Source organism: Vibrio xiamenensis, from assembly GCF_900100015.1.
GTDB lineage: Bacteria > Pseudomonadota > Gammaproteobacteria > Enterobacterales > Vibrionaceae > Vibrio > Vibrio xiamenensis.
This window is the reverse complement of record NZ_FNDD01000044.1, coordinates 1-21,722: the sequence shown is the minus strand read 5'-3', so window position 1 is coordinate 21,722 and position 21,722 is coordinate 1. Positions and strand designations below refer to the sequence as shown.

At 40.5% G+C, this 21,722-nt stretch carries 17 protein-coding genes, 6 tRNA genes and 1 pseudogene; 13 read left to right on the top strand and 11 right to left on the bottom strand.

Annotation, left to right across the window (positions count from 1 at the left end; translation table 11 throughout):
• Positions 1 to 22: 22 nt before the first annotated feature.
• Positions 23 to 943: a glutaminase B gene (gene glsB, locus BLS03_RS23525; RefSeq protein WP_093279309.1), complete on the bottom strand. Its 921-nt coding sequence runs from the start codon at positions 941 to 943 to the stop codon at positions 23 to 25.
• Positions 944 to 1,140: 197 nt separating this feature from the next.
• Complete coding sequence (gene trmB / locus BLS03_RS23520) at positions 1,141 to 1,860, bottom strand: tRNA (guanosine(46)-N7)-methyltransferase TrmB (protein WP_093279308.1); 720 nt, start codon at positions 1,858 to 1,860, stop codon at positions 1,141 to 1,143.
• 409 nt (positions 1,861 to 2,269) lie between these two features.
• Here trmB and mutY (BLS03_RS23515) point away from each other — a divergent pair, with 409 nt between their 5' ends.
• Positions 2,270 to 3,295 carry an A/G-specific adenine glycosylase gene (mutY, locus tag BLS03_RS23515; RefSeq protein WP_093279307.1) on the top strand — a complete coding sequence of 342 codons (1,026 nt, stop codon included), beginning with the start codon at positions 2,270 to 2,272 and terminating at the stop codon, positions 3,293 to 3,295.
• A 366-nt stretch (positions 3,296 to 3,661) separates the two neighbouring features.
• A complete protein-coding gene (locus tag BLS03_RS23510; protein ID WP_093279306.1) occupies positions 3,662 to 3,892 on the top strand; it encodes a hypothetical protein in 231 nt (76 codons plus the stop codon).
• A gap of 8 nt (positions 3,893 to 3,900) precedes the next feature.
• On the opposite strand, the gene BLS03_RS23505 is transcribed toward BLS03_RS23510, so the two are convergent.
• The 9 genes from BLS03_RS23505 to BLS03_RS23460 all read right to left on the bottom strand — a co-directional run bounded on the left by BLS03_RS23505 (position 3,901) and on the right by BLS03_RS23460 (position 15,201).
• Positions 3,901 to 4,854 carry a type IV toxin-antitoxin system AbiEi family antitoxin gene (locus BLS03_RS23505; protein ID WP_093279305.1) on the bottom strand — a complete coding sequence of 318 codons (954 nt, stop codon included), beginning with the start codon at positions 4,852 to 4,854 and terminating at the stop codon, positions 3,901 to 3,903.
• 196 nt (positions 4,855 to 5,050) lie between these two features.
• Positions 5,051 to 7,015 (bottom strand): ORC-CDC6 family AAA ATPase, encoded by a 1,965-nt coding sequence (locus BLS03_RS23500; protein ID WP_093279304.1) that lies wholly within the window; start codon positions 7,013 to 7,015, stop codon positions 5,051 to 5,053.
• A gap of 173 nt (positions 7,016 to 7,188) precedes the next feature.
• The gene (locus BLS03_RS23495; protein ID WP_093279303.1) at positions 7,189 to 7,878 is read right to left on the bottom strand and encodes a hypothetical protein; all 690 of its coding nucleotides are present in this window, start codon (positions 7,876 to 7,878) and stop codon (positions 7,189 to 7,191) included.
• A complete protein-coding gene (locus BLS03_RS23490; protein WP_093279302.1) occupies positions 7,871 to 9,811 on the bottom strand; it encodes a site-specific integrase in 1,941 nt (646 codons plus the stop codon). Before BLS03_RS23490 ends, BLS03_RS23495 begins: the two co-directional genes overlap by 8 nt.
• A 6-nt stretch (positions 9,812 to 9,817) precedes the next feature.
• Positions 9,818 to 11,560 (bottom strand): hypothetical protein, encoded by a 1,743-nt coding sequence (locus tag BLS03_RS23485; protein ID WP_245696790.1) that lies wholly within the window; start codon positions 11,558 to 11,560, stop codon positions 9,818 to 9,820.
• The gene (locus BLS03_RS23480) at positions 11,550 to 12,692 is read right to left on the bottom strand and encodes a tyrosine-type recombinase/integrase (RefSeq protein ID WP_093279300.1); all 1,143 of its coding nucleotides are present in this window, start codon (positions 12,690 to 12,692) and stop codon (positions 11,550 to 11,552) included. Before BLS03_RS23480 ends, BLS03_RS23485 begins: the two co-directional genes overlap by 11 nt.
• A gap of 881 nt (positions 12,693 to 13,573) precedes the next feature.
• Entirely contained in the window at positions 13,574 to 14,239 is a 666-nt protein-coding gene (locus BLS03_RS23470; protein WP_093279299.1) for a nucleoside/nucleotide kinase family protein, read from the bottom strand.
• A gap of 67 nt (positions 14,240 to 14,306) precedes the next feature.
• The gene (locus BLS03_RS23465) at positions 14,307 to 14,729 is read right to left on the bottom strand and encodes a hypothetical protein (protein WP_093279298.1); all 423 of its coding nucleotides are present in this window, start codon (positions 14,727 to 14,729) and stop codon (positions 14,307 to 14,309) included.
• Positions 14,722 to 15,201, bottom strand: a complete 480-nt coding sequence (locus BLS03_RS23460) for a hypothetical protein (RefSeq protein WP_143015682.1) — start codon at positions 15,199 to 15,201, stop codon at positions 14,722 to 14,724. The genes BLS03_RS23465 and BLS03_RS23460 overlap by 8 nt, the downstream gene beginning before the upstream one ends.
• A 933-nt stretch (positions 15,202 to 16,134) precedes the next feature.
• On the opposite strand from BLS03_RS23460, the gene BLS03_RS23455 reads away from it, so the two are divergent.
• The 11 genes and pseudogenes from BLS03_RS23455 (at position 16,135) to BLS03_RS23400 (ending at position 21,448) form a co-directional block, all read left to right on the top strand.
• Positions 16,135 to 16,890, top strand: coding sequence for a hypothetical protein (locus BLS03_RS23455; RefSeq protein ID WP_093279296.1), 756 nt, complete (start codon positions 16,135 to 16,137; stop codon positions 16,888 to 16,890).
• A 3-nt stretch (positions 16,891 to 16,893) separates the two neighbouring features.
• Positions 16,894 to 17,442 (top strand): AAA family ATPase, encoded by a 549-nt coding sequence (locus tag BLS03_RS23450; protein ID WP_093279295.1) that lies wholly within the window; start codon positions 16,894 to 16,896, stop codon positions 17,440 to 17,442.
• A 681-nt stretch (positions 17,443 to 18,123) separates the two neighbouring features.
• Positions 18,124 to 19,077, top strand: a pseudogene (gene mutY, locus BLS03_RS23440) (A/G-specific adenine glycosylase); the annotation flags it as partial.
• A gap of 13 nt (positions 19,078 to 19,090) precedes the next feature.
• Complete coding sequence (locus tag BLS03_RS23435) at positions 19,091 to 19,366, top strand: oxidative damage protection protein (protein ID WP_093279292.1); 276 nt, start codon at positions 19,091 to 19,093, stop codon at positions 19,364 to 19,366.
• A gap of 138 nt (positions 19,367 to 19,504) precedes the next feature.
• The gene (mltC, locus tag BLS03_RS23430; RefSeq protein WP_093279291.1) at positions 19,505 to 20,632 is read left to right on the top strand and encodes a membrane-bound lytic murein transglycosylase MltC; all 1,128 of its coding nucleotides are present in this window, start codon (positions 19,505 to 19,507) and stop codon (positions 20,630 to 20,632) included.
• A 109-nt stretch (positions 20,633 to 20,741) separates the two neighbouring features.
• Positions 20,742 to 20,817 (top strand) — tRNA-Phe (locus tag BLS03_RS23425).
• A 55-nt stretch (positions 20,818 to 20,872) separates the two neighbouring features.
• A tRNA-Thr gene (locus tag BLS03_RS23420) sits at positions 20,873 to 20,948 on the top strand.
• A 7-nt stretch (positions 20,949 to 20,955) separates the two neighbouring features.
• Positions 20,956 to 21,031 (top strand) — tRNA-Phe (locus tag BLS03_RS23415).
• Positions 21,032 to 21,076: 45 nt separating this feature from the next.
• Positions 21,077 to 21,152: transfer RNA gene (locus tag BLS03_RS23410), tRNA-Thr, on the top strand.
• A gap of 7 nt (positions 21,153 to 21,159) precedes the next feature.
• A tRNA-Phe gene (locus tag BLS03_RS23405) sits at positions 21,160 to 21,235 on the top strand.
• A 137-nt stretch (positions 21,236 to 21,372) separates the two neighbouring features.
• Positions 21,373 to 21,448 (top strand) — tRNA-Asn (locus BLS03_RS23400).
• The last annotated feature ends 274 nt before the right edge of the window (positions 21,449 to 21,722 follow it).

Sequence of the window (21,722 nt, the reverse complement as noted above, 5' to 3'; positions counted from 1 at the left end):
GCGTTTCTCCAAAATAACCGATCTAGAAAATTGACCGTCCGATACGCTTGGACAGTAACTCAAGCGCTTGAGTTCCGGCTAAGGAGTTCCCCGAACTATCAAGCTCTGGCGACCATACCGCAATCGTCATATCTCCCGGAACAATCGCCACAATACCGCCGCCAACACCAGATTTACCCGGCATGCCGACTCGGTAAGCGAACTCGCCAGCACCATCGTACAAACCGCACGTCGCAAGCAAAGCGTTAAGCTGCTTAGATTGAGTTTCGGTGATGATCTGCTTACCGCCGTGAACCATACGTCCTTTGTTCGCCAAATAGCTAAACGTTTTGGCTAAGTCGACACAGCTCATACGAACCGCGCAGGCGTGGAAATAGTTATTGAGTACTGGAAGCACATCGTTTTCAAAATTGCCAAACGAGCGCATCAAATAAGCGATGGCCGCGTTGCGGTCACTGTGCAGCATTTCAGAAGCCGCCACTACTTTATCGTAGACCAGGCTTGGGTTACCAGATAGCTTACGGGCAAATTCAATCAAACGTTGGCGCGGCGCCGACAAACGCGATTGCAGCATATCCGCCACCACAATTGCTCCAGCGTTGATAAACGGATTGCGCGGAATACCTTGCTCCATTTCTAGCTGAATCAGCGAGTTAAACGCTTGCCCAGATGGCTCTTTACCCACGCGCAACCACAATTCTTGCGGCGTATACAAACCAAGCGCCAAAGTTAGGCTCAGCACCTTGGAAATCGATTGAATCGAAAACGGCTCATCCGCATCTCCTGCGCAAATCACCTCACCTTGGTTGGTATAAACCGCAATGCCTAGCTTATGGTTATCAACACTTGCCAGTGCCGGAATATAGTTCGCCACTTTTCCTTGGCCGATTAATGGCCTGACTTCATCCACGATGTCAGCCAAAATTTTTGCAGTCGGTTTCATTACTTGCCCTTGTTAAGCACGGCTTATTGTTGTTATCACTTCACTTTAATCAGCGTATAAGGCTGCGGTTATGAATTTTATAAACTGAAAATAAAACAGAGCCAACATTAAAAGAATGTTGGCTCTGTTAATACTGTTTTTTACCAGCTTGCGCTGTTACAAACCTTGTTATGGCTCGTATCGGCTTAGCCTAAAAATTAGCTGATGCGCTTGTATTTGATATCCCAAACGCCGTGGCCTAAACGGTGGCCGCGCGCTTCAAATTTGGTTAGCGGGCGATCTTGTGGGCGCTCAACAAAGTGGCCGTTTTCAGCGATATTCTCGTAGCCCGGCGCTTGTTCCATGACTTCAACCATATGCTCAGAGTAGTTTTCCCAGTCTGTCGCCATATGGAAAATACCTTCGCCAAGGATAAGCTTTTGGCGAATCATCTCAGCAAATTCAAGCTGAACAATACGACGTTTGTGGTGACGCTTCTTATGCCAAGGGTCAGGGAAAAACAGTTGTAGCGTCGCCAAACTGTTATTTGGAATCATGTGTTCAAACACTTCGACCGCATCGTGACACATCACGCGCAGGTTAGTGAGCCCTTCTTCACGCGCAGCAGCAAGACATGCGCCAACGCCTGGGCTATGAACTTCAATACCAATGAAGTTTTTCTGCGGGGCATTTTTTGCCATTTCAACCAGTGAGGCGCCCATGCCGAAACCAATTTCCAATACCACTGGATTATCGTTACCAAACACTTCTTTCCAATCAAGAAGTTGTGGCTGGTAATCAATACCCATTGTTGGCCAACACTCTTTCATTGCCGCCTCTTGACCTTTGGTCAAACGGCCTTCACGACGAACAAAACTGCGTACTTTACGGATCAATTTGCCGTCTTGGTTATATTCGTTAGTGGTCACTTCACTCATGGGTTTTGCCTGCTTAAAATTTGCTCTCGCCTCAAAGGGCTAGTGATTATCCAAAGAATTTGCTTGGGTGCAAGCCCTAAAACCGAAAACCCTAGTATTTGTCGGTTGAACATTGACCACTTTCTGTGGTGCAATTTGCGCCTTAATTATACGTATAAAAAATTGAGCAAGTCGTGACCCCTTTCGCTAGCGCCATTCTTAAATGGTATGACGCCTATGGACGTAAAACACTTCCGTGGCAACAAAACAAAACCGCCTACAGTGTTTGGCTTTTTCAATGAATCACGACCGCTTAGTGGCACTCTAACATAACTATCTGTTTTTATAAGACAATTAAACTTCTTTCACTATATGTGGTTCACTTTCGATTTTATCGGCAAAAGTTAACTCAATCGGATTACTAAAACTAATGGCAACAAAATCGCTTACACCGAAGCAATTTCAAGAGCACTTACTGACTTGGCAACGTCAACACGGTCGACATGATCTTCCGTGGCAACAAAATCCATCACCGTATCGTGTTCTTGTTTCTGAGGTGATGCTGCAACAGACACAAGTAGTCACCGTCATTCCTTACTTTGAACGTTGGATGGCTAGTTTTCCGACCATTGAGGCACTTGCGAACGCAACAGAAGATGAAGTCATGAACCATTGGCAGGGTTTAGGCTACTACTCGCGGGCACGAAATTTACGTAAAGCAGCCATTTATATTCATGAAACATGGGCCGATGAGTTTCCATCTGACGTGACAACCCTGCAAGAAATTCCGGGCGTGGGTCGGTATACCGCAGGGGCGATTGCATCATTTGCGTTCAATACATACGGCCCTATCGTAGACGGCAACGTAAAACGCCTATTTTGCCGTTATTTTGGGATCGAAGGGGTACCGGGCACCTCAGCTGTAGATAAGCAGCTCTGGAGCACTGCAGAAGCTTATACGCCAACAATCAATAACAGGCAGTATGCCCAAGGCCTTCTGGATATGGGCGCTACCCTCTGTAAACCTAAATCGCCTGACTGTGATGCGTGCTCATTCACCACCACATGCATCGCATACCAAACTAATCGCGTTAGTGAGCTACCAACACCAAAACCCAAGAAAGTCATCCCGACCAAACCCGGGCATTTTCTCTGGATCGAATCCAATGGAAAGCTGCTACTCGAAAAACGGGCTGATGATGGTATTTGGGGCGCACTGTGGTGTTTACCCCAGATTTATATTGAACCTGAGCAGTTAGGTGACCACGTCAAACTGCAAGGCTCATTTAAACATACATTTTCACATTATAAGCTTGATGGGAAAGTATGGTTCATCAATAAGTTAGGTGTAGAAAACGCTCAACAGCAATGGATTCCATTTAACAATTTGAATGACTTAGGTCTTCCAAAACCAATCCGAACATTCATTGAAAAACATTTAAAAAAGCGGCCTTGAAATAAAAGAAAATCACGGAATATGATGAAAAGTGTGCCACGTGGCACACCTTTATAAAAACCACTAATTAACATTTAAATTCAATAGCTTAACCATGAATTTATTTTTTAAAAAAATATTTCATCTTAAAAAGTCTCCCACGTGGGAGACTTTTTGTTTTTGATAAAAGTTATTAATAAACAATGCATTACGGTTAATTTTATTTTTTATAAATTAATTTAAAACTCATACTTTTCAAAAAATCGGTATTGAAAGTTTAAAAGTTTGAAAATATGGCTCGTTTACATCTACCAATCGGTCAAATGTCCTGTATGTTTCTAAAGGACCCACGCCCGCTTCTAAAGAACAGTTGATAGAGAAAGAACAATGACGGATAACTTTGATCAATTATTACCAAACCTCAAAGAATTTGAGTTACCGAACGTGCCATTTAAAGTGGTCGACCCATCATCTTTACCAGCGCAGACACTCATGGCATTTGACGAGTTCATGAGAGGTGCCAGCGTTCCGCATCGCGTATATGTGTACACTCAAGATTACTCACGCTTTTGCATGTTGGTTCGCCGTGGTGATATCACGGTTCAATCACCGGAATAAAAATGAAATCACAGTGGCAATGTTTTAATATTTAAGTACTTCTCATTCAAAAGCTCTGCCACTTCTCTATTCCGACCATCCTGAGAGGCTATCAAATCTCCTGTGGCCAGAAGAGCTTTCGCTAGCTCTGATAACACCAACGTTTTTCCCCAGAAAGGTTTGCTCCATAAGAACGTCATGACATTATCTGGTGCTATTGGGTAGTTTTTAGGTGCCGTTTCACTAAACAGTAAGAGCTCTTGAGGAATAAGGTACTCTGTTAACTGACAGGCTGAGACTTCTCCGCCCCATGTCGCATCAGGTGTGACTGGGATGTCCTCCCATCGCTTCGGTGTTGGTAACCGTATACGCTGAGATTTTTCGACAATACATCGCTTATATCCGAGCAACCACTCATACAACAACTGATCGAGATTTAATAAACGTCGATTGCTTTTAGTGTTCGATAGATACTGATTTGTCTTTAGGTAGGTCATGGTTTTCGCAACCATACCCAATGAAACGCCAGACTTTTCCGCAATATGTTGATACGAGCTTTGTAGTAAGGATGATTCAGCATACAAAGCAAACACACATCGAACCACACCAGGAGTCATTGATGCACTGACGGATAACTGAATCGGCACTTCAGGAGGAGACTGAATAAGGATATAGCAACCTTTTCTTACGATCCTAGCCTTCCCCTTAAGATCGATAAAATTAAGGCTAAGAGCCTTGCTCTGTGCGACCAAAAAATCGCTTAACGCACCACAAAGCAAAACAGTATCCAGCCCAACCGATTGTTGAAAGCTCACTAAGCTTTCTTTTCGATGGATATGTTTAAACTGACACTTAAACTTGTGCTCCATACCATCTAACTGAAGCGACAAAACACCAGATTGTGATCCATCGTCCCACTGGACTACAGTGGCATTCAGGTCATCTGGAAGTTGCTTAATCCACTCACTGATGTGTCCTCTCATGACATGAGGCTCCAACAAATTTTCACGAAATTAAATATTTCATGAATCATGTAAAAATTCAAATCGTGAAAATCTGACTGGTAACATTCCATTATGAGAAAGGAGTAGCCTATGACAATGACTAACTCGAAATATTAATTAGTTAAAATAAAAACTTAGTCGTTACAGATCCGATAAATACCTCACCATAAGCTGATTATATCGGAGGATCCAATTTAAAATACTCCTCCCAATGTTTTCTCCAATCAGAGGAAAGTTCGAAAAATGGTCCATCACTTCGCTCACGCCTAATAATCCATTTTTCATTGCTGACAGGTTCGGTTCTTAACGCTCGAGAAATATTGTTCGGAGCCTTTTCATTCTTCGGCTGAGAAATGAGATAGTTATTGATTGTTTTAGTAATTTCAGTTCCATTACTAAGTTCTTGTCCTTGTTTGCACCTGAGCACAAGCGCTACAAATATAAGTGGGATATAAATAGTACCTTTTATTTTCTGAGCTTCTAAATATTTCGGTATTTTATTAAAAATACCATCATCAAAATCGAGTACATCATCATTTCTTTCATAAAAATGTGCCGTTAACTCTATATCTTGTGTTTGTTCAAATAACGGAAGATGTCCTAGTTTATAGTAGCTATCCAAATCCAATATAGAACTTTTTCCGTAGCTATTATCTATTTTTGGGACACTGATATACCCTGCCTCGTCATTAATCAATCCTTGTGGTTCATCCCTAGTATTAATCAAATGAGAGTAGCATCCATAATCTAATGAATATAAGTTGTACTTAAAACCTTGGGCAGACCTTACCGAAACGCCTTGTTTAACCAAGTGAATAACCCTAGAGTCGTAAAGATAATCTATAAGTTCATCGTTCGTAGTGTTGTTAATTAGGAACCCCCTAGTTCTCTTCGTACCGATTACCACAGATACAATCCATTCCAATAGTCCTACAGCCTCTGTACGAGAGTTAATATCTTTACTCTTTGATGTGGTATACCAAGTTCTAGCAGCATTTCTTATACCTTTCACACCGATTTTTTGATCTTTCTGATGTTGTGCTGCCTGAGAAATGATATTTATAGCGTCACGGGGAACTCCTTCACTAGCTCGAGCAAACTCTTCAAGAGCATTCTTATTCTTAAATACCATCGATATAAACTTCTCAACATCGTCTGGTATTATGTTTTTTCTATCTGCCGCTTTCGCATGTTTAAAAATAAGACTTTTGAAGAACTCCACTGATTGCTCTTTATCGCTGTCAAAAACCATGAAATGGTCCAAATTTAACGATGCCGATGCATCAGATGAAACTTCTAGACCTACTGACGCACCATTTTCATCATGTATGCGAAACCGTGAACGGTGACTAATAGCTGCTATCTTTACTGTAATACTTGGAACTGAAAATATAATTCGTCTCAACATATCAGCCAGATAAGGTTGAAGGTCTAATGGAACTTCACTCCATTCGTCAATCAAGATAAGTAAGCTGCTCTCTGGTAGTTGTTTTACTATACGCTTAAGAATTCGTGATAGAGTTCCAAAATGAATTCTTAAGGTCTGTTGACCAGATTCTCTCGTAGTGACCGTACCAGAATCATTTATAGACTGTGAGCACTCCAAATCAGCCGATATACTACTCTGAAGAGAGAGCCCAGCTGACATTTTAGCTGATGAAGCCGATGATATTGCTTTACTAGTACTTAGCTCCTTATCAATACTGCCTTGAATCACTATATTTGTTGCCTGTTCAACAAACTCGTCTAATAATGGTATAAGTTGAGAGAAGTCACATGATTCACTGTCATAGCAAACATCTAATATTTGCTCACGGATATCGCACAAGGTATCAGAAAGTAACCTAGATGCTCTTTCAGTTATACTAATACTACCGTCAGCGTACATCCCTCCCGTAGAGCCCATTGTTCTCATATCAATTTCTAAACAAGGCACTCCCGATTTATTCACTTCACTTTTTAAGTATTTCAAAAGGTGAGTTTTACCCGTACCTCGACGACCGTAAATTATTTGATTTTCAAAACAGGAAAATAAAGGGAACACTGACCCAATATGAACGAAAGAATCCACTAAGTAGTTATCTGGTTTTTTCTCCGCTCTTCGGGGCATAGTCGCTAAAATTTCGCTCAATGGAGTCATAATGAGTATCTTACGCAAGGATCAGTACAAACATTGTACAAGTATCATATCCAACTGAAAACACATTACTTTCGTTCATATAAAACAGGGAGGATTACAAAATCAGGTTTATGCGATGATCAATCGACATACCTTCTAAAATAAAAAAGTCCAAGCAACCTTGGACTTCCACTTCAAGCACTACGCATTTTTAGTAAACTCTCAACATCCTCAGAACTCGCCTTCAATGATTCAATTATTGTTCGCCCATAAAAGCTGGGCTCGGGCCTCACTAGCAGTGAGTAAAAGGCTTCTACTCCACCAGGTAACACGGGGCCATAGCGATTTTTTAGTTCTTCAACATTGCGCATCACAGGTTCATGTTCTGATCCATACAATCGTAATACTTCAAACTGAAACCAGAGTGGCGTTGAATTTGCGTAGTGAGCTGTAAACCCCTCAACGATAGAAGGGAATCGCCCAACATTTTTTAATTGTTCTAACTCTGAAAGCGCCTCTTTTAGCTCTTGTTCAAACTGACGCTTTTCTTGCCATTCATCGATCTGTGCTAGGCGCAGGTTTTGAATTTCAATTAGTTGTTCATCAATTGTCTTCTGAAGTTTGTCTTTCTTATTTTGAGGTTTAGACTCTTTCAAAGTAGTATGAACTGATACATGTGCATCATTCCAACGATCAATGGCTTTCGAAACCATCCGGCCTACATCACGATGAGTGCCTAGCGACGTTCGACTAATGTCGAACGTCTGAGAAAACAACCGTAACGACATCATTTTTTGTCGCCCTGACAATACATCCTCAGGGCGAATGTCATCTAATGCCTGTAAAGCCTCTTTGACTCTCTCAACAAAGTCGTGACTAGCCATACAGTGCTTCTTCTTTCAATTGATGAACGAGATCACGAACTTTATCAAGGCCTTGAACGATCCCTTCTTTTTCACACGCTTCCATCATTTGGAGTTGGTCCTCCCAAAATGGTAATTGCGCGGTTGTAATAACGCAGTTCTCACACGAAATGCACTGGACTCGATTGAGACGACAATTATTTGAACAAGCACCTTTATCAATCGGCCGAACGGAAACTGAATGCGCATTTAACTGCACCTCCATTCCAGTACCAATCTGCTTCTGAAGCGTTTTTAGATTTTTCGCCGTTTTAAAATCTCGTGCTGCATATTGTTCATTTGCCATCAACTCCCCTAAGCCGCCATGCTTTGGACGAGAACTCTCCACCTGCATATCCATGACAGATTTTTGAAACTCACTCTGATCCTCAGCAATCCAATTTAACAGCTCATCATCACCACCTTGCATGTAGTACTGCGTGATATCCGCAGTAAGATGCCCAAATTGCTCGCGCAACGCCTCCACACTTCCTAAAGGGGATAACGCTACAAAACGAGCCAACGTGCGACGAAATCGATGAGGGGTAATTTTTTCTGCAGTTTCGATCTCTGAATACTCAATAAAACGAGTAATTCTTCGATTAATAGTTGTACCTACCAATTGTAATGAATAGTGGTGCTTAGCATTGATACCAGGAGACAAGAACAAACCATTTGATGCTTTTATTGCTTCACTGATGACCAATGGATCAGAATTACCGTTAGCACTTGACAAAAGTCGCTGATTTTTCTCTCGACGATGCTGATTCAACTGATTGACTCGTTCAATGACTGCATTTATCTCTTGAGGGACTAACCATATATGATGTTGTCCTTCTGGCAAATACGAATACTTATAGGTTTCTCCTCGAAGGAAGCTTGAACCATAATTCGTCGAAAGAAACTCGGTTTTCTTCTCTTGGAAACAATCCATCGATAGACCTGATAATTCACTTTGCCGCATGCCGGTCAGTGCCAGAATCAGAATTATCGCAGCACCTTCGAATAAAATAATGTCTAATTCGAGTTCAGTATAAGTCTCATACCCTTTAGTCAAAAGGAAGGCTTTCTTTCTATTGGTCACCGTGGATGTTGACGGATTTTTTCCATCTCTAGTGGGTAATGAAACAAATTCAGATTGTTTAGTTGTCCAATAGTCAACATAGGTTTGGATCGGATATTCAGATAAATCAATACGAGCCCATGCAGCCTGAATTAATGCTTTCCATTTATCCTCCTCAATCACCTGTATTTGGTTACGCTTCTTCATTTTACCGACGACCGCTTCACCTTTTAGCCCTCTAAAGGGAGGATAACTAAATCCTACTTTTAACAAATGCCGATAATGATATAACTGGTAAATTGGCGAGAGCCTGAGTATTTGAGTTTCCTTGCTTACATACGAGTTTTCACGGCCCGGACGAAAGTCTTTCTTTATCCACTGAAGATATTGATCTAGCCCTGAAGGTGATTGAAGCCAATCTTCAAATGCCATTCCACGGAAAGTATTCACCCACCACTGAGTAAATACTTTCCATGCTTTTAATTCTCCTTTCAGAGTATTGGCCGAGATCCCATCAGAGAATCGTAGCCACAGACAATCTCGGGTAGCCTCATCTACGCTATAGCCGTGTTGACGAGTTGAACACTTAACACTTCGGGTTTCACATTCCTCTGTAAATGAAAGATTTTTTGTAGATCGTGGAATATTTGCATTTCCACTAAAATGTTGGAGTAGCCACGTGTCAGCACCGTAACGCCCTAGGTCATAGCCATCATATAACCCAATCGACAACCCTAATTTTTCTTGCAACGTTGCATATTTTATTTTTTGTACTGTGATCGTTTGAGTTGAACGAGTTGCCTCAACATGACTTACCGCTAAATCATCCACTAATTCTTTTTTTCTATCCATACTTTTTTATTCCACCATCGACAGCATCTGAGCAAGATAAGATTGATCATTCAGGTTCCATAACGGATACGGCGTTTGTTCCGCTCGTTCATTCGCTTTTTTTACAACTAACGGACGATGACGGAATGCGTGGGGAATATCCTCTTCCAGGATTTTTAAGTAGATGCCATAGCGTTTCATCCATGAAACCGAGGGAATTCTTCCTGATTCAAAATCATGGCGTAACGCCCGTTGAAATGAGAATAATCGCCATAAATCAGTTTCTAAAATCACCATGTGGGGACAAAGCAAACATTGCATAAAATCCAAACAATGAGGTCCAGAAGACAACGATTGTTCCTTATTTTTCGGATTATTACAGCTCGCGACATGTGTTTTGAAACGGGAATCACTCTGAAGTAAGTTCAACTCCGTTTTCTGCGCTTCTGTCAGCACGTTTTGCTGCTCATATTGAATCCATGTTTCAACCACCCCCGTGACTGAATAGTCATGAAGACGACTGAGCAATAGGCTTATCCGCGCTTTCTGTTCTGGACTCGCATTTAAATAATGCCGTTCAGTTGTAGGCGAATATCTCATACCAAAATTTAGTTTGTGTCCCAAAATACGAGAGATACTCGCCACAGAACCATAGCGGCGTAAAATCTGAACACACGTCGGCCGCAACCGAGAGAGTCGAATCCTTAATTCTTGATCTTGGTCATCCCTCAAATCATATAGGTTTGCAATAACATCCAACGGAACGGCTGCATTCTTGTTTTTATTGCGACTACTGTCCAAGTACCCAGACTTCAATGAGGTTAAACGTTCTTCCTTTCCTTGGGAGCAAATGGCATATAGCCAAATGGAATCTCGAATATCATCAGAAACTCGATCACGATATTTATCTGACCTCTCTTTAAGGTACTCAAATAAACCTTTTGCACTCATATGAAATAAACGCGATTCTGCGAACATCTCTAGTTCACGTTCATCAATATTAGAGAAATCTTTAATGATAGTGCGATGTTTTGCGCGTGGTTTATAAAAAGCAAAACAAACACGACGCTCCGGGTCATGAGGGTGAGGGTACATCGAATCCACTTGTAACCTTAAAATGTCCGACTTATTCGCTAACGTGTAAATCGACATCAATACCGCAGCCGAAGCTAGGACAACAGAGTCAGCCCCCTGCCATTCCCCTTTTTTGTCCAAATCAACAATCGATTTACACGCTTTGAGGATTTGACGGAACTCGCGCTTTGAGTAAGGTTCTCTGGGAGAACTGGGAATACCAGGAAGCGAAGGTAAATGACCAAGCAATACATCAATATGTACGCTATCGGGCTGCAACTCCGCAATACTGACCAACAATCTAGGGAGCAATCGAGCAATACCAATAGACTTACGACGTTTACCTTTTCTTTCTCCATCTTGAAGTGGTCTCAATTGAAACCACTTTAAATAACTGAGCAAGAATTCATAATCACAATCGGCAATATCATCGACGGTATTTTCTGTGTTTAAGTACAGCAAAAACATATCAATCGCTCGACGGTATTGCCCAAGAGATTTCAACGCAAAACCTTTGCAATGTAAGCCATACAACCCCTCATTCAATTGCAAAATAATGGTCTTCAAATGCGGATATTCGGTGATTCTCGCGTTCACATCAAAATGATAATTACCATGTACTGGATCTGAAAAAGTCCACATTAGTGGTGCTTTGAAGTACAAAAGGTTATTGCTTTGAGATGGGTTACTCATCATCTGCCTCCTGCATCATTTGACAAAGATCTTGTTCATATTGTTGAAGCACTTTGCGGTCATGCGCATGCAGCTCGCTGGTCATATTGATATATATGTTTGCAGTTGTTGATACCTGGCTGTGCCCCAGTTGCTTCTGCAACCAGATTAAGCAAGCCATTTCAGAAGAAAAGCCAGACTCCTGCCACTTCTCAAGTGTACCTGTTGCAAATACATGCCTCAGAGTATGAGGTGTAATGGAGTACCGTAACCCAGCGAGATTCGACGCTCTTTTAAATGATTTTTGTATGGTCGATGGCGTCCAAGCTTGATGATTTTCATTAGCAAAAAATAGTGATTGATTACCTGCATACAACGATGGGCTGACTTGATCATAAATCGTCAAAAACAAACGCCCTGGGATAAACACCGTTCGGGTCTTGTTGTTTTTAATGGTCATCACTCGACTATCGAGACGGATGCTATACATCCGGTTTGGGTCTTTTAGAACTGAGGCATACGACGGGAATGCAGACACTGGCGCAGACAACACTTCACTAATTCGCATTCCCGTTCCTAACATCAACGCCATCATAGGTCGAAATGATTTAGGCAATTTTTTGGAAAACCGCTCAATATCTTCCATAGTCGGTAACGGATCCCGACAAGTAGACTCTGTTAGTAACAGTCGAATACTACGAATTCGCTGAGCTTGCTGTTTTTGATTAAAATTCAGCTGGCCTGTACGAATTAATTTTTCAACGCGAAGCCCCCAAAAACTATCTTGGATATAATTATGGGATAGTGCCCATTCAATAAATCCCACAATGGCACGTAAACGCACGTTGAGCGTTCGATTGGATACGCGTTCATATCCAAATTTAGTAGCTAAACTGTTTCGCCACTGAACAAGGTGTTTGATTTGAACATCTTTGAGGGAAATCTCCTGATCTTCTAAAAATGAGGAAAACTGCGCAATGCTATTCGTATTTGATCGAACAGTGTGTACAGACGACCAAAAGCCAGATTCAATTTTATCCCTTACATAAGCCGTTTCAGCCGGCATAATTCTTCCTGAGCGATCCCAAAAAACAGGAAGATGTGTGATTGTCACGACTTCCATATTCGTTGCCATGCTTTCGTAGGTTACTTTCAAATTTCAACTCTCCATTCAAAATGAAGTTTGATGAAAACATGATTCGACAAACGCGCAACCCCCTTAAAAACAACAAATTACGCTATTTTCAAGGGGCTTGCGCGATGAATATTGTGTGTTATGAGAATGAGAAAAATGGGGGGATAAAGTCGATTTACCCACGACCGATTCAAGAAATCAGCAGAAGAGCTTGTGAGCAATAACACCTAAGTTGTGTCTGCATCCGTTCAAGAAGGGAGAATGATTTAACTACTTCGAAGATAAAATAGAGCGTTAGAACCGGATGAAAAACATGGGCATAGATCACATATTTTGAACATCATGTTGCTAGGTTGATTTTGAGCTCAGAGAGCTCATAGCCGAGTTCAAATCGAACTGCCAAGGAGCTGCAAAGTTGTAACAAACTATTGGACAAGACCTTCTTAGAGTAATCACGCAAATTAGAAAAGTGCGGATAACTTCAGGTATGAGGCTAAAAATATCAAGGGGTAGAAAATACGAAATCAACAAGATTTACCCTTGCCATTTTCTGGCAACCGCACAGCATGTCCGCTTTAAACAAGACATAATGCAGGGAATTCTCGACACAATGAAAACCGAGCTTCCAAAAGCTATAGAACGTTTAAATACTAGGTTGCCAAAAGAGTTTCCTCAGCACATCTATAGCCCAATTTTCGACAATGCATTGAAAATGCTTACAAGACTGTCTTTAAAAACGATGATCTAGAAGTAAACTAACATGTCATACACTGTCTACCCCTAACTAGGGGTAGAACACTGGATATCTTCTTGAAGGATTGTATGTATTGTATTTCTTTTAGAGTAATATATCTTTGATACAATAAGATTCTACCAAAAGAAAAATGGGAATATAAATATCACTAATCCAACGTTCCCAAAACTGTTGAAAGAACATCATTTGATATATCGTCGATAGATCTTAATGAATTTCCCTCTAAACAATTAATAATTTTCCAGTCATCAGCATTTTTTGCAATTGAGTAATAAACTGCTGCAACCTCTTCTAAATAACTAGAGTTTTCCTCATGTAAGTCATGACTTTTCGCAGTGTAGTCACGAGTGTCCTTAAGTTGAACTAACTTAGATGAATTCACTGCATCTAGATTTAGTAAGATATTAATATTGGCTTTTGGTAATCCATAGACATCATATTCAAGTTTTTCTATCCAATGTTGGAGCTTCACTCTCTCGGCCCCTACTAATTTTGCCGACTGATGTGCGATATTTGAAGATACATATCTATCAATGATAATCACCGAACCACTATTCAGAGCTTTCAGAATATCGTCTCTCTTCTCGAATCTATCACCAGCATAGAGCATCGAGGCAAGTTTAGGTGGAACCTCATCCAACCCACCAAACTCACCATTTAAGTAGTGGCCTACTTCTTTACCAAAAAATGTTTCCGAATAACACGGAAAGCCAAGAAGTACGACATCGTGGCCGATTTCCGATAGTTTTTTTGCTAAAAGGTTAGCCTGAGTATTTTTCCCACTCCCATCGATGCCTTCAATAGCGATAATCATTATTTATTTTCTCAACTTAATTTACAAACAATAAATCATGTCAAATACCATGATTTTTTTAAAATATTCAACAAATAGCTCTTAACTTAATTTGATTAAAGAAACAAGAATCAATATTATTATTTTTCATTATTTCTTCATTAATATTCTTCCTCATCTCTCTAGGGTAAAGTTCTAGAATATTTGATTGCCTTTTAATATCTAGTAAAGTATTGAAGGTAGTTTCAACCCTTTTTGACAATTTACCATCAATATTTTTATTTCGAATAGTTAGTACTTCTCGTAAATCTTCTGGTACTACTCCCGCTGTTATAATAATGTCTCCATTATCTTGTTCAGTTAGATCTATGTAGTTGTACCCAACAACAAAAACCAGATCTTCAATAATCTCTTTAGATTGACTCATATCCAATATATCAACAAAAGTTGTTGACAAGAAACCATTGGAATTCAATAGCTCACTTAACTTTTCTATTTTTGTCTTATGCATAATTTCTCCAATAATCTATAGCTTGAACACTTTCAGTAAAAGTTAGTACCTTTTGGGAAAACGTCATATACATGTACTCTTCTTCTTTGCTCTTTTTACTGTATTTTAACTTTCCATTACTTATAGGAGCTAACTTGTTATTATTACTTTCATTACTCATAATGAACTTACTGCCAATTATCACACCAGATACATCTTTGTTTTTTACAATATCTACATATTTATTCAAATCAGATATAGTGACGGATTTTATTATTGGCTTAATATACAAATATACAGGCACTCCAGTTTTTTTGGTCAAATCGAAGCTTCTAAACCTAATATCAGGAGAATCAGTTCCCCTTTCTATAGAATTCCACTTAGTAAGAGTGGTTGAAGATATGAAGATGCTCAGTTGCCCCCTCCAAGATATTAGCTTGCTCACTTGCTCTATATCCTCACAAGCTACGTAACGCTTCGTTGCAAACTGCACTGGATTACCCTTTCGGAGAAAGTACGTTATCAACGCTACAGTCGATTCACGGACAGGTTCATCCCAACACTCTGAGTAGCAACCCAGAGAGATAATCGTACCTTTCTTCCCTTGAATGAAATCAGACCTAGACTCAACCATTCCAATGACATAATCACTGTCCTTAATCATAAGATTTGAAGCACCCAGTTCATAATCAAGTGATGGTAGATAACAATACGAACATCTAGACCTGCAACCCAAGGTCGTGTTTATGAACAATCTGTCCTTGGATCCATAGACATACACTGTTTCGCTATCCTGTAGTATTGGTTTTATTACGTACGGTACTAGATGATACTTGATTTCCGTAAGATCTGCATTCCCTGAAGAAGATTTAAAACTCTCTCACCACTTCATCAGGATAACATCCACATGTCGGCATCACTAAAATGAGTTCTTAAGATTAGCTTCTGTTGTTCAGTTTTCAGTAAGACAGACTACCCAATTCGATTTCCAAAAAAACATAGAATATTGATTTTAAATAAAAATATCATAAAGTATTTTAAAATGAGAGCGCATCGAGGCTCCAAGTAGCTACCTCACACGATATATAACAGCTTCAGATTAGATTGCTTACACTTATTGATCACTTATTCGTCAATCCAAAAATGTAAGCGAGCTACGTTGAGTCAGAGAGTTATTGTACTAGTGCCCGTTAGTGGTTTTGTAGCGTTTTTTTGACACAGAATCGTGGTGAATGAATGTGACTGTTTTCAACGTAATATTAAGATTTAGTTCACTCAAGTTAGACAGCAAAGCCAGATTTTTGTTGTATAAGAACCTAGACTTAAGGCAATATTATATTTTTGAAAACTATACCGCCAATAAAAATGGATATATAAATATTAATTAAATGCTAAACGAAATTTTTTATTAAGAAAGGTGATATAAATGAAAAGAGAAAACATTGTCCAATTACTCATATTACTTCTCAGTATAATTCTTATTCTATTTGCTAATTATTATCCCACTACCCCATCTGGTGATAATGTAGAGAAAATAAGTATTAATACAGTACTACTAAGTATCGGTTGCTCAATCTTGGCAGTCGTTATCATTAATTTTGTAGAATATCACATAACACTACCAGAAGTTAATTTTATGAAAGTAATCAACTCTTGGAAATTGGTTTCAATATTCAAAACAAGACAGGAAATGAATACAGTAACCAACAAACTATTGTTGAAATCAGAAGAGTTGGACATAGCAGCATTAGGAGCAAGTGGCTTTATTAATTATCAAGGAGATGTATTGAAGACAAGATTACAAAAAGGATTAAAAATAAGATTTCTTATCCCACATAAAGAATCTGACTTTATAGCCCAGAGAGAAAAAGATGAAATGGCTCAGGAAGGCTCTATAAAAAAAGCCATTTCAGATTTAGTTGAATGGGTAAGAATCACAAAGAAAGAACTAAATCTATCAGATTCTGCAATTCAAATAAGGGAATATTCTTGCTTACCTATAGATTCCATAATGAGAATTGATAGTAACCTATTCACTGGTCCTTTCATGGTAAAAAAGAAGAGTCAGTTAACAATGTCATATCAATATAAAAAAGGCGGCGATGGATATGAATATTATAAGAAATATTTCGAAGAAATATGGAATGATGACAATATCACCAATCCAATTGAATTAGGTTAATAAATGAAGAAAATACTTATAACAGGCGTATTTGGAACAGGAAAAACCACCCTAATAAATATGATTGAAAATCGACTGAAAACAATTAATAAAAACGTAAAAGTTATCAGCGAAGTGGCTCGAGAATGTCCTTTTAAATTGAACCATGAACAAAACGCTTTTTCTACCTCGTGGCTAATCATGAGGCAAATGGAAAATGAGCTAAAATATGCAAATGAAAATTATGATTTCATCATTTATGATAGGGGGCTGCCCGATATCATAGCTCATACTAAGATAGTGTTAAAAAATGATAACAATGATCTTTTATTTTATAAAAAATTAGAAGATTTAGGTAAAGTTAGCTTAGATAACTTTGACTATATTTTTCTTTCGAAAAGATCTGACAAATACATCATTCAAGAAGATGGAATACGAGTAGATGATGTGGATTACCAAAAGAGTCTTGAATATATTCATGTTAAATACTTAAGAAACACTGGTAAACATTTTATTTCACTTGATGAAGATAATGAATCTAGACTTAATCAAATATTGGGGATCATCTGCTGACGTATAATTAAAACTGTAGTGACTAAGTAAAATTGACCATGATTTTAGAGTCATATTGCAGAATCATCTCAGCTACTTTCATATTGACTGTAGTATGAGTGGTTACTGGCATTAGAATATGTTTATAAATGGGAATAGTCTTGTTTTTTGAAGGTCATCTGCTCTAAGTTGAAAAGAGGCAAAAGTGCGCTTGCGAGAGAGCATTGGCATTGTATTTTGAGGACCAAATAGATTAAAGAGATTATCAACAACCGGTAAGGTCGTTTAGATACAGAGAAATGGATAAATTAGAAGGTGGAACCCAGAACGACTTTAATGAGAATTTTTGAACTGTGGGTTAGAGATGCCGCTGCCATCTCAATGCCACCTTTGTTCCTTACGAACTGACTGTGACCAGTGCTGCGCGGACCCACACACAACGTATGCCTCATATTTAAAGACCAAGGGGCGTATGCTTGGTCGCCTCCAATAATAAGTTTGATTGCTTTTCGATTCAATACCTCTAACTCCATTCACTTACAACATCTTATCTTTTTAAAGTCTCATCAAACGTTAACTTCTTACATCAACACATATCGCATAAATAAATCTAATGTTAAGATAAAAGTACCACTTGCAGGATTAGAGAACAGTAACATTATGATTTATATTATTAAAAATAGAAGTACCACTTAAATCGTGATTACGGAAATCATGCTGCAGCAGACGCAAGTTGCAACGGTTATTCCGTATTACCAACGCTTTTTAGAGCGTTTTCCAACCGTTGTCGACCTCGCTAACGCGCAGCAAGACGAAGTGCTGCATCTGTGGACTGGGCTTGGTTATTACGCACGGGCGCGCAACCTGCACAAAGCGGCCAAAGTGGTCGCGGAGCAGTATGGCGGCGAGTTCCCAACCGATATCGAACAGATGAACGCGCTGCCAGGCATTGGTCGTTCAACCGCTGCAGCTATTTTGTCTTCGGTTTATAAACAGCCACACGCGATTTTAGACGGCAATGTTAAACGCACTTTAGCGCGCGCGTTTGCGATTGAAGGTTGGCCGGGGCAAAAAACCGTTGAAAATAAACTGTGGGAAATCGCTCAAACCCATACGCCAAATACCGATGTCGATAAATACAATCAGGCGATGATGGATATGGGCGCTATGGTATGTACGCGCAGCAAACCGAAATGTTCTCTGTGCCCGATTGAATCCATGTGCGTCAGCAACAAGCATGGCAATCAACTCGATTACCCGGGTAAAAAGCCGAAAAAAGCCAAACCAGTTAAAGAGACTTGGTTTATCATGCTGCACCACGATAATCAGGTCTGGCTGGAGCAAAGACCGCAAAGCGGTATTTGGGGCGGGCTATTTGCCTTTCCAGAAAATAGTGATGCTGATATTGAGCACGCACTTGAGCTACGCGGCATACAGGCGAAACACATTCAAGCGCAAAAAACCTTAATTGCGTTTCGCCATACTTTCAGCCATTACCATCTCGATATTACGCCAATTCTGATCGACGTTTCACAGCAACCCAATGTGATAATGGAAGCCGACAAAGGTCTTTGGTATAACTTGTCGCAACCAGAGCAGATTGGCTTAGCAGCGCCAGTAAAACAGCTGCTTGAAACTCTGCCGCACGAACTTTAATCAAGGAGTCGTTATGAGCCGCACCGTATTTTGTGCTCGACTAAACAAAGAAGCTGAAGGGCTGGATTTCCAACTTTACCCTGGTGAATTGGGTAAGCGCATTTTTGACAATATCTCTAAACAAGCGTGGGCCGAGTGGCAACACAAACAAACCATGCTTATCAATGAGAAAAAGCTCAATATGATGGATCCTGAGCACCGTAAATTACTCGAAACTGAAATGGTCAGCTTCTTGTTCGAAGGTAAAGAGGTTCAAATCGACGGCTACACGCCACCAAGCGAAAAATAATTTGTCTGCACAGCACCACGGCGTCAGTGGAACTGGAACCTGATTCAGATTTCTCTGATTCAACGCCGTGAATATTTGCATACCGAGAATTAAATGACATCATTACTCATGCTTTGGTGTCATTTTTTTGGATAAGGTATGAGAAAGCTTTGCTATTGTTTAAGTTTGTTGTTGCTCGCCGGATGTAGCCGCGAGTTCGTCGAAGGCCTCTACGACGTAAACTACGAACCCACCAACCGCTTTGCTAAAAACCTTGCCCAGCTTCCAGGCCAATTTACTAAAGATACCAAAGCCCTAGATGCACTCATCGGTAGCTTTACCAATAACATCGAAAAACGCTGGGGTAGCCGCGAAATCAAATACGCCGGCAAAAGTAACTACGTCAAATACATCGATAATTATCTCAGCCGTTCGGAAGTCAACTTCTCAAAAGGCACCATAGTGGTGGAAACCGTTTCCCCCACTGATCCTAAAGGTCACCTCAGAAACGCTATTGTTACCACACTTTTAACTCCTGACGATCCTGCCAGCGTCGACCTGTTCTCATCCAAATCAATCAAACTCGAAGGCCGACCATTTCTGTATAAGCAGGTCGTTGACCAAGATAAGCAGCCGATTGAATGGTCTTGGCGCGCCAATCGTTACGCCGATTACTTAATTGCCCATCAGCTTAAAGTCAAAGAAGTGGATTTTAAAAAGGCCTATTACGTCGAAATCCCGATGGTGGAAGATCAAATCGAGATTCGCGGTTACAAATATGCCGATATCGTGCGCCGCGCATCGCGCAAATACGGTATCCCTGAAGATCTGATCTACGCGATCATCAAAACCGAAAGTAGCTTTAACCCATATGCAGTTAGCTGGGCCAATGCCTATGGGCTAATGCAAGTGGTGCCTAAAACCGCTGGGCGTGATGTATTCCAATTAGTGAAAAAACGTCAGGGGCAACCATCGCCTGAATACTTATTTAACCCAGAAAACAACATCGACACCGGAACCGCCTACTTCTACTTGCTGAAAAACCGCTATTTAAAAGATGTGCGTCAACCGACGTCGCTTGAGTACAGCATGATTTCCGCCTACAACGGCGGGACGGGGGGCGTGCTCAACACCTTTAGTTCAAATCGCAGCCGCGCCATGAGCGACATAAATTCCCTGCAGCCTAACCAAGTTTATTGGGCGTTAACCAATAAACATCCCAACGCAGAATCACGCCGTTACTTAGAAAAAGTGACCAAATTTAAAAAGGAATTTAACGGCAGTTAAACATTGGCCACAAAACTGGCTAAATTCGCAGCAGTTAACCGTTTTTTTGTTTTTTTTTCTAAAAACAAGTTGACGCCAAGGCCGAAAATCCGTTTAATAGCGCTCCGTTGCCCGGATAGCTCAGTCGGTAGAGCAGAGGATTGAAAATCCTCGTGTCGGTGGTTCGATTCCGCCTCCGGGCACCACAAATTCTGATTGTTGGTGCTTAAGTATCAACGGTCGTTAAAAAGAATATAGTGCGCCGACTTAGCTCAGTAGGTAGAGCAACTGACTTGTAATCAGTAGGTCACCAGTTCGATTCCGGTAGTCGGCACCATTCTTTTGCCTCGATAGCTCAGTCGGTAGAGCAGAGGATTGAAAATCCTCGTGTCGGTGGTTCGATTCCGCCTCGAGGCACCACAATTTAAGTTGTTGGTGTGCATCACGAGCAACACAAAAATTTGGGCCGACTTAGCTCAGTAGGTAGAGCAACTGACTTGTAATCAGTAGGTCACCAGTTCGATTCCGGTAGTCGGCACCATTCTTTTGCCTCGATAGCTCAGTCGGTAGAGCAGAGGATTGAAAATCCTCGTGTCGGTGGTTCGATTCCGCCTCGAGGCACCATATTATGTTATCGGTGCTTAAAACATCATCTTTGGATTTTGTTGAAAATCATCGGTCAGTGCCCTAGGCGGGCCCGTTATTCCGTCTCGAGGCACCATTATTTGGTGCTTCACTTCGTTAGAAGTGACACAGATAATTCCCCCTTAGTTCAGTCGGTAGAACGGCGGACTGTTAATCCGTATGTCGCAAGTTCAAGTCTTGCAGGGGGAGCCACTTTAGAAAGCCCAGTCTCGCGACTGGGCTTTTCTTTTATCTAGACTTTTGAATTCAACTCTTTGTGAAGTGAACGATGAATATGTCACAACCAGTAGGCTGGCCCATTCAAGTTCCGCAAGGTGAGTCATTTTAGAAAACTCTGTCTCACGACTGGGCTTTTCTTTTATCTAGACTTTTGAATTCAACTCTTTGTGAACGATGAATATGTCACAACCAGTAGGCTGGCCCATTCAAGTCCCGCAAGGTGAGTCATTTTAGAAAACTCTGTCTC

What these genes read in the sequence shown, in the direction of transcription:
- glsB (WP_093279309.1), bottom strand. Translation starts at nt 943, where the DNA reads ATGAAACCGACTGCAAAAATTTTGGCTGACATCGTGGATGAAGTCAGG.
- trmB (WP_093279308.1), bottom strand. Translation starts at nt 1,860, where the DNA reads ATGAGTGAAGTGACCACTAACGAATATAACCAAGACGGCAAATTGATC.
- mutY (WP_093279307.1), top strand. Translation starts at nt 2,270, where the DNA reads ATGGCAACAAAATCGCTTACACCGAAGCAATTTCAAGAGCACTTACTG.
- BLS03_RS23510 (WP_093279306.1), top strand. Translation starts at nt 3,662, where the DNA reads ATGACGGATAACTTTGATCAATTATTACCAAACCTCAAAGAATTTGAG.
- BLS03_RS23505 (WP_093279305.1), bottom strand. Translation starts at nt 4,854, where the DNA reads ATGAGAGGACACATCAGTGAGTGGATTAAGCAACTTCCAGATGACCTG.
- BLS03_RS23500 (WP_093279304.1), bottom strand. Translation starts at nt 7,015, where the DNA reads ATGACTCCATTGAGCGAAATTTTAGCGACTATGCCCCGAAGAGCGGAG.
- BLS03_RS23495 (WP_093279303.1), bottom strand. Translation starts at nt 7,878, where the DNA reads ATGGCTAGTCACGACTTTGTTGAGAGAGTCAAAGAGGCTTTACAGGCA.
- BLS03_RS23490 (WP_093279302.1), bottom strand. Translation starts at nt 9,811, where the DNA reads ATGGATAGAAAAAAAGAATTAGTGGATGATTTAGCGGTAAGTCATGTT.
- BLS03_RS23485 (WP_245696790.1), bottom strand. Translation starts at nt 11,560, where the DNA reads ATGATGAGTAACCCATCTCAAAGCAATAACCTTTTGTACTTCAAAGCA.
- BLS03_RS23470 (WP_093279299.1), bottom strand. Translation starts at nt 14,239, where the DNA reads ATGATTATCGCTATTGAAGGCATCGATGGGAGTGGGAAAAATACTCAG.
- BLS03_RS23465 (WP_093279298.1), bottom strand. Translation starts at nt 14,729, where the DNA reads ATGCATAAGACAAAAATAGAAAAGTTAAGTGAGCTATTGAATTCCAAT.
- BLS03_RS23455 (WP_093279296.1), top strand. Translation starts at nt 16,135, where the DNA reads ATGAAAAGAGAAAACATTGTCCAATTACTCATATTACTTCTCAGTATA.
- BLS03_RS23450 (WP_093279295.1), top strand. Translation starts at nt 16,894, where the DNA reads ATGAAGAAAATACTTATAACAGGCGTATTTGGAACAGGAAAAACCACC.
- BLS03_RS23435 (WP_093279292.1), top strand. Translation starts at nt 19,091, where the DNA reads ATGAGCCGCACCGTATTTTGTGCTCGACTAAACAAAGAAGCTGAAGGG.
- mltC (WP_093279291.1), top strand. Translation starts at nt 19,505, where the DNA reads ATGAGAAAGCTTTGCTATTGTTTAAGTTTGTTGTTGCTCGCCGGATGT.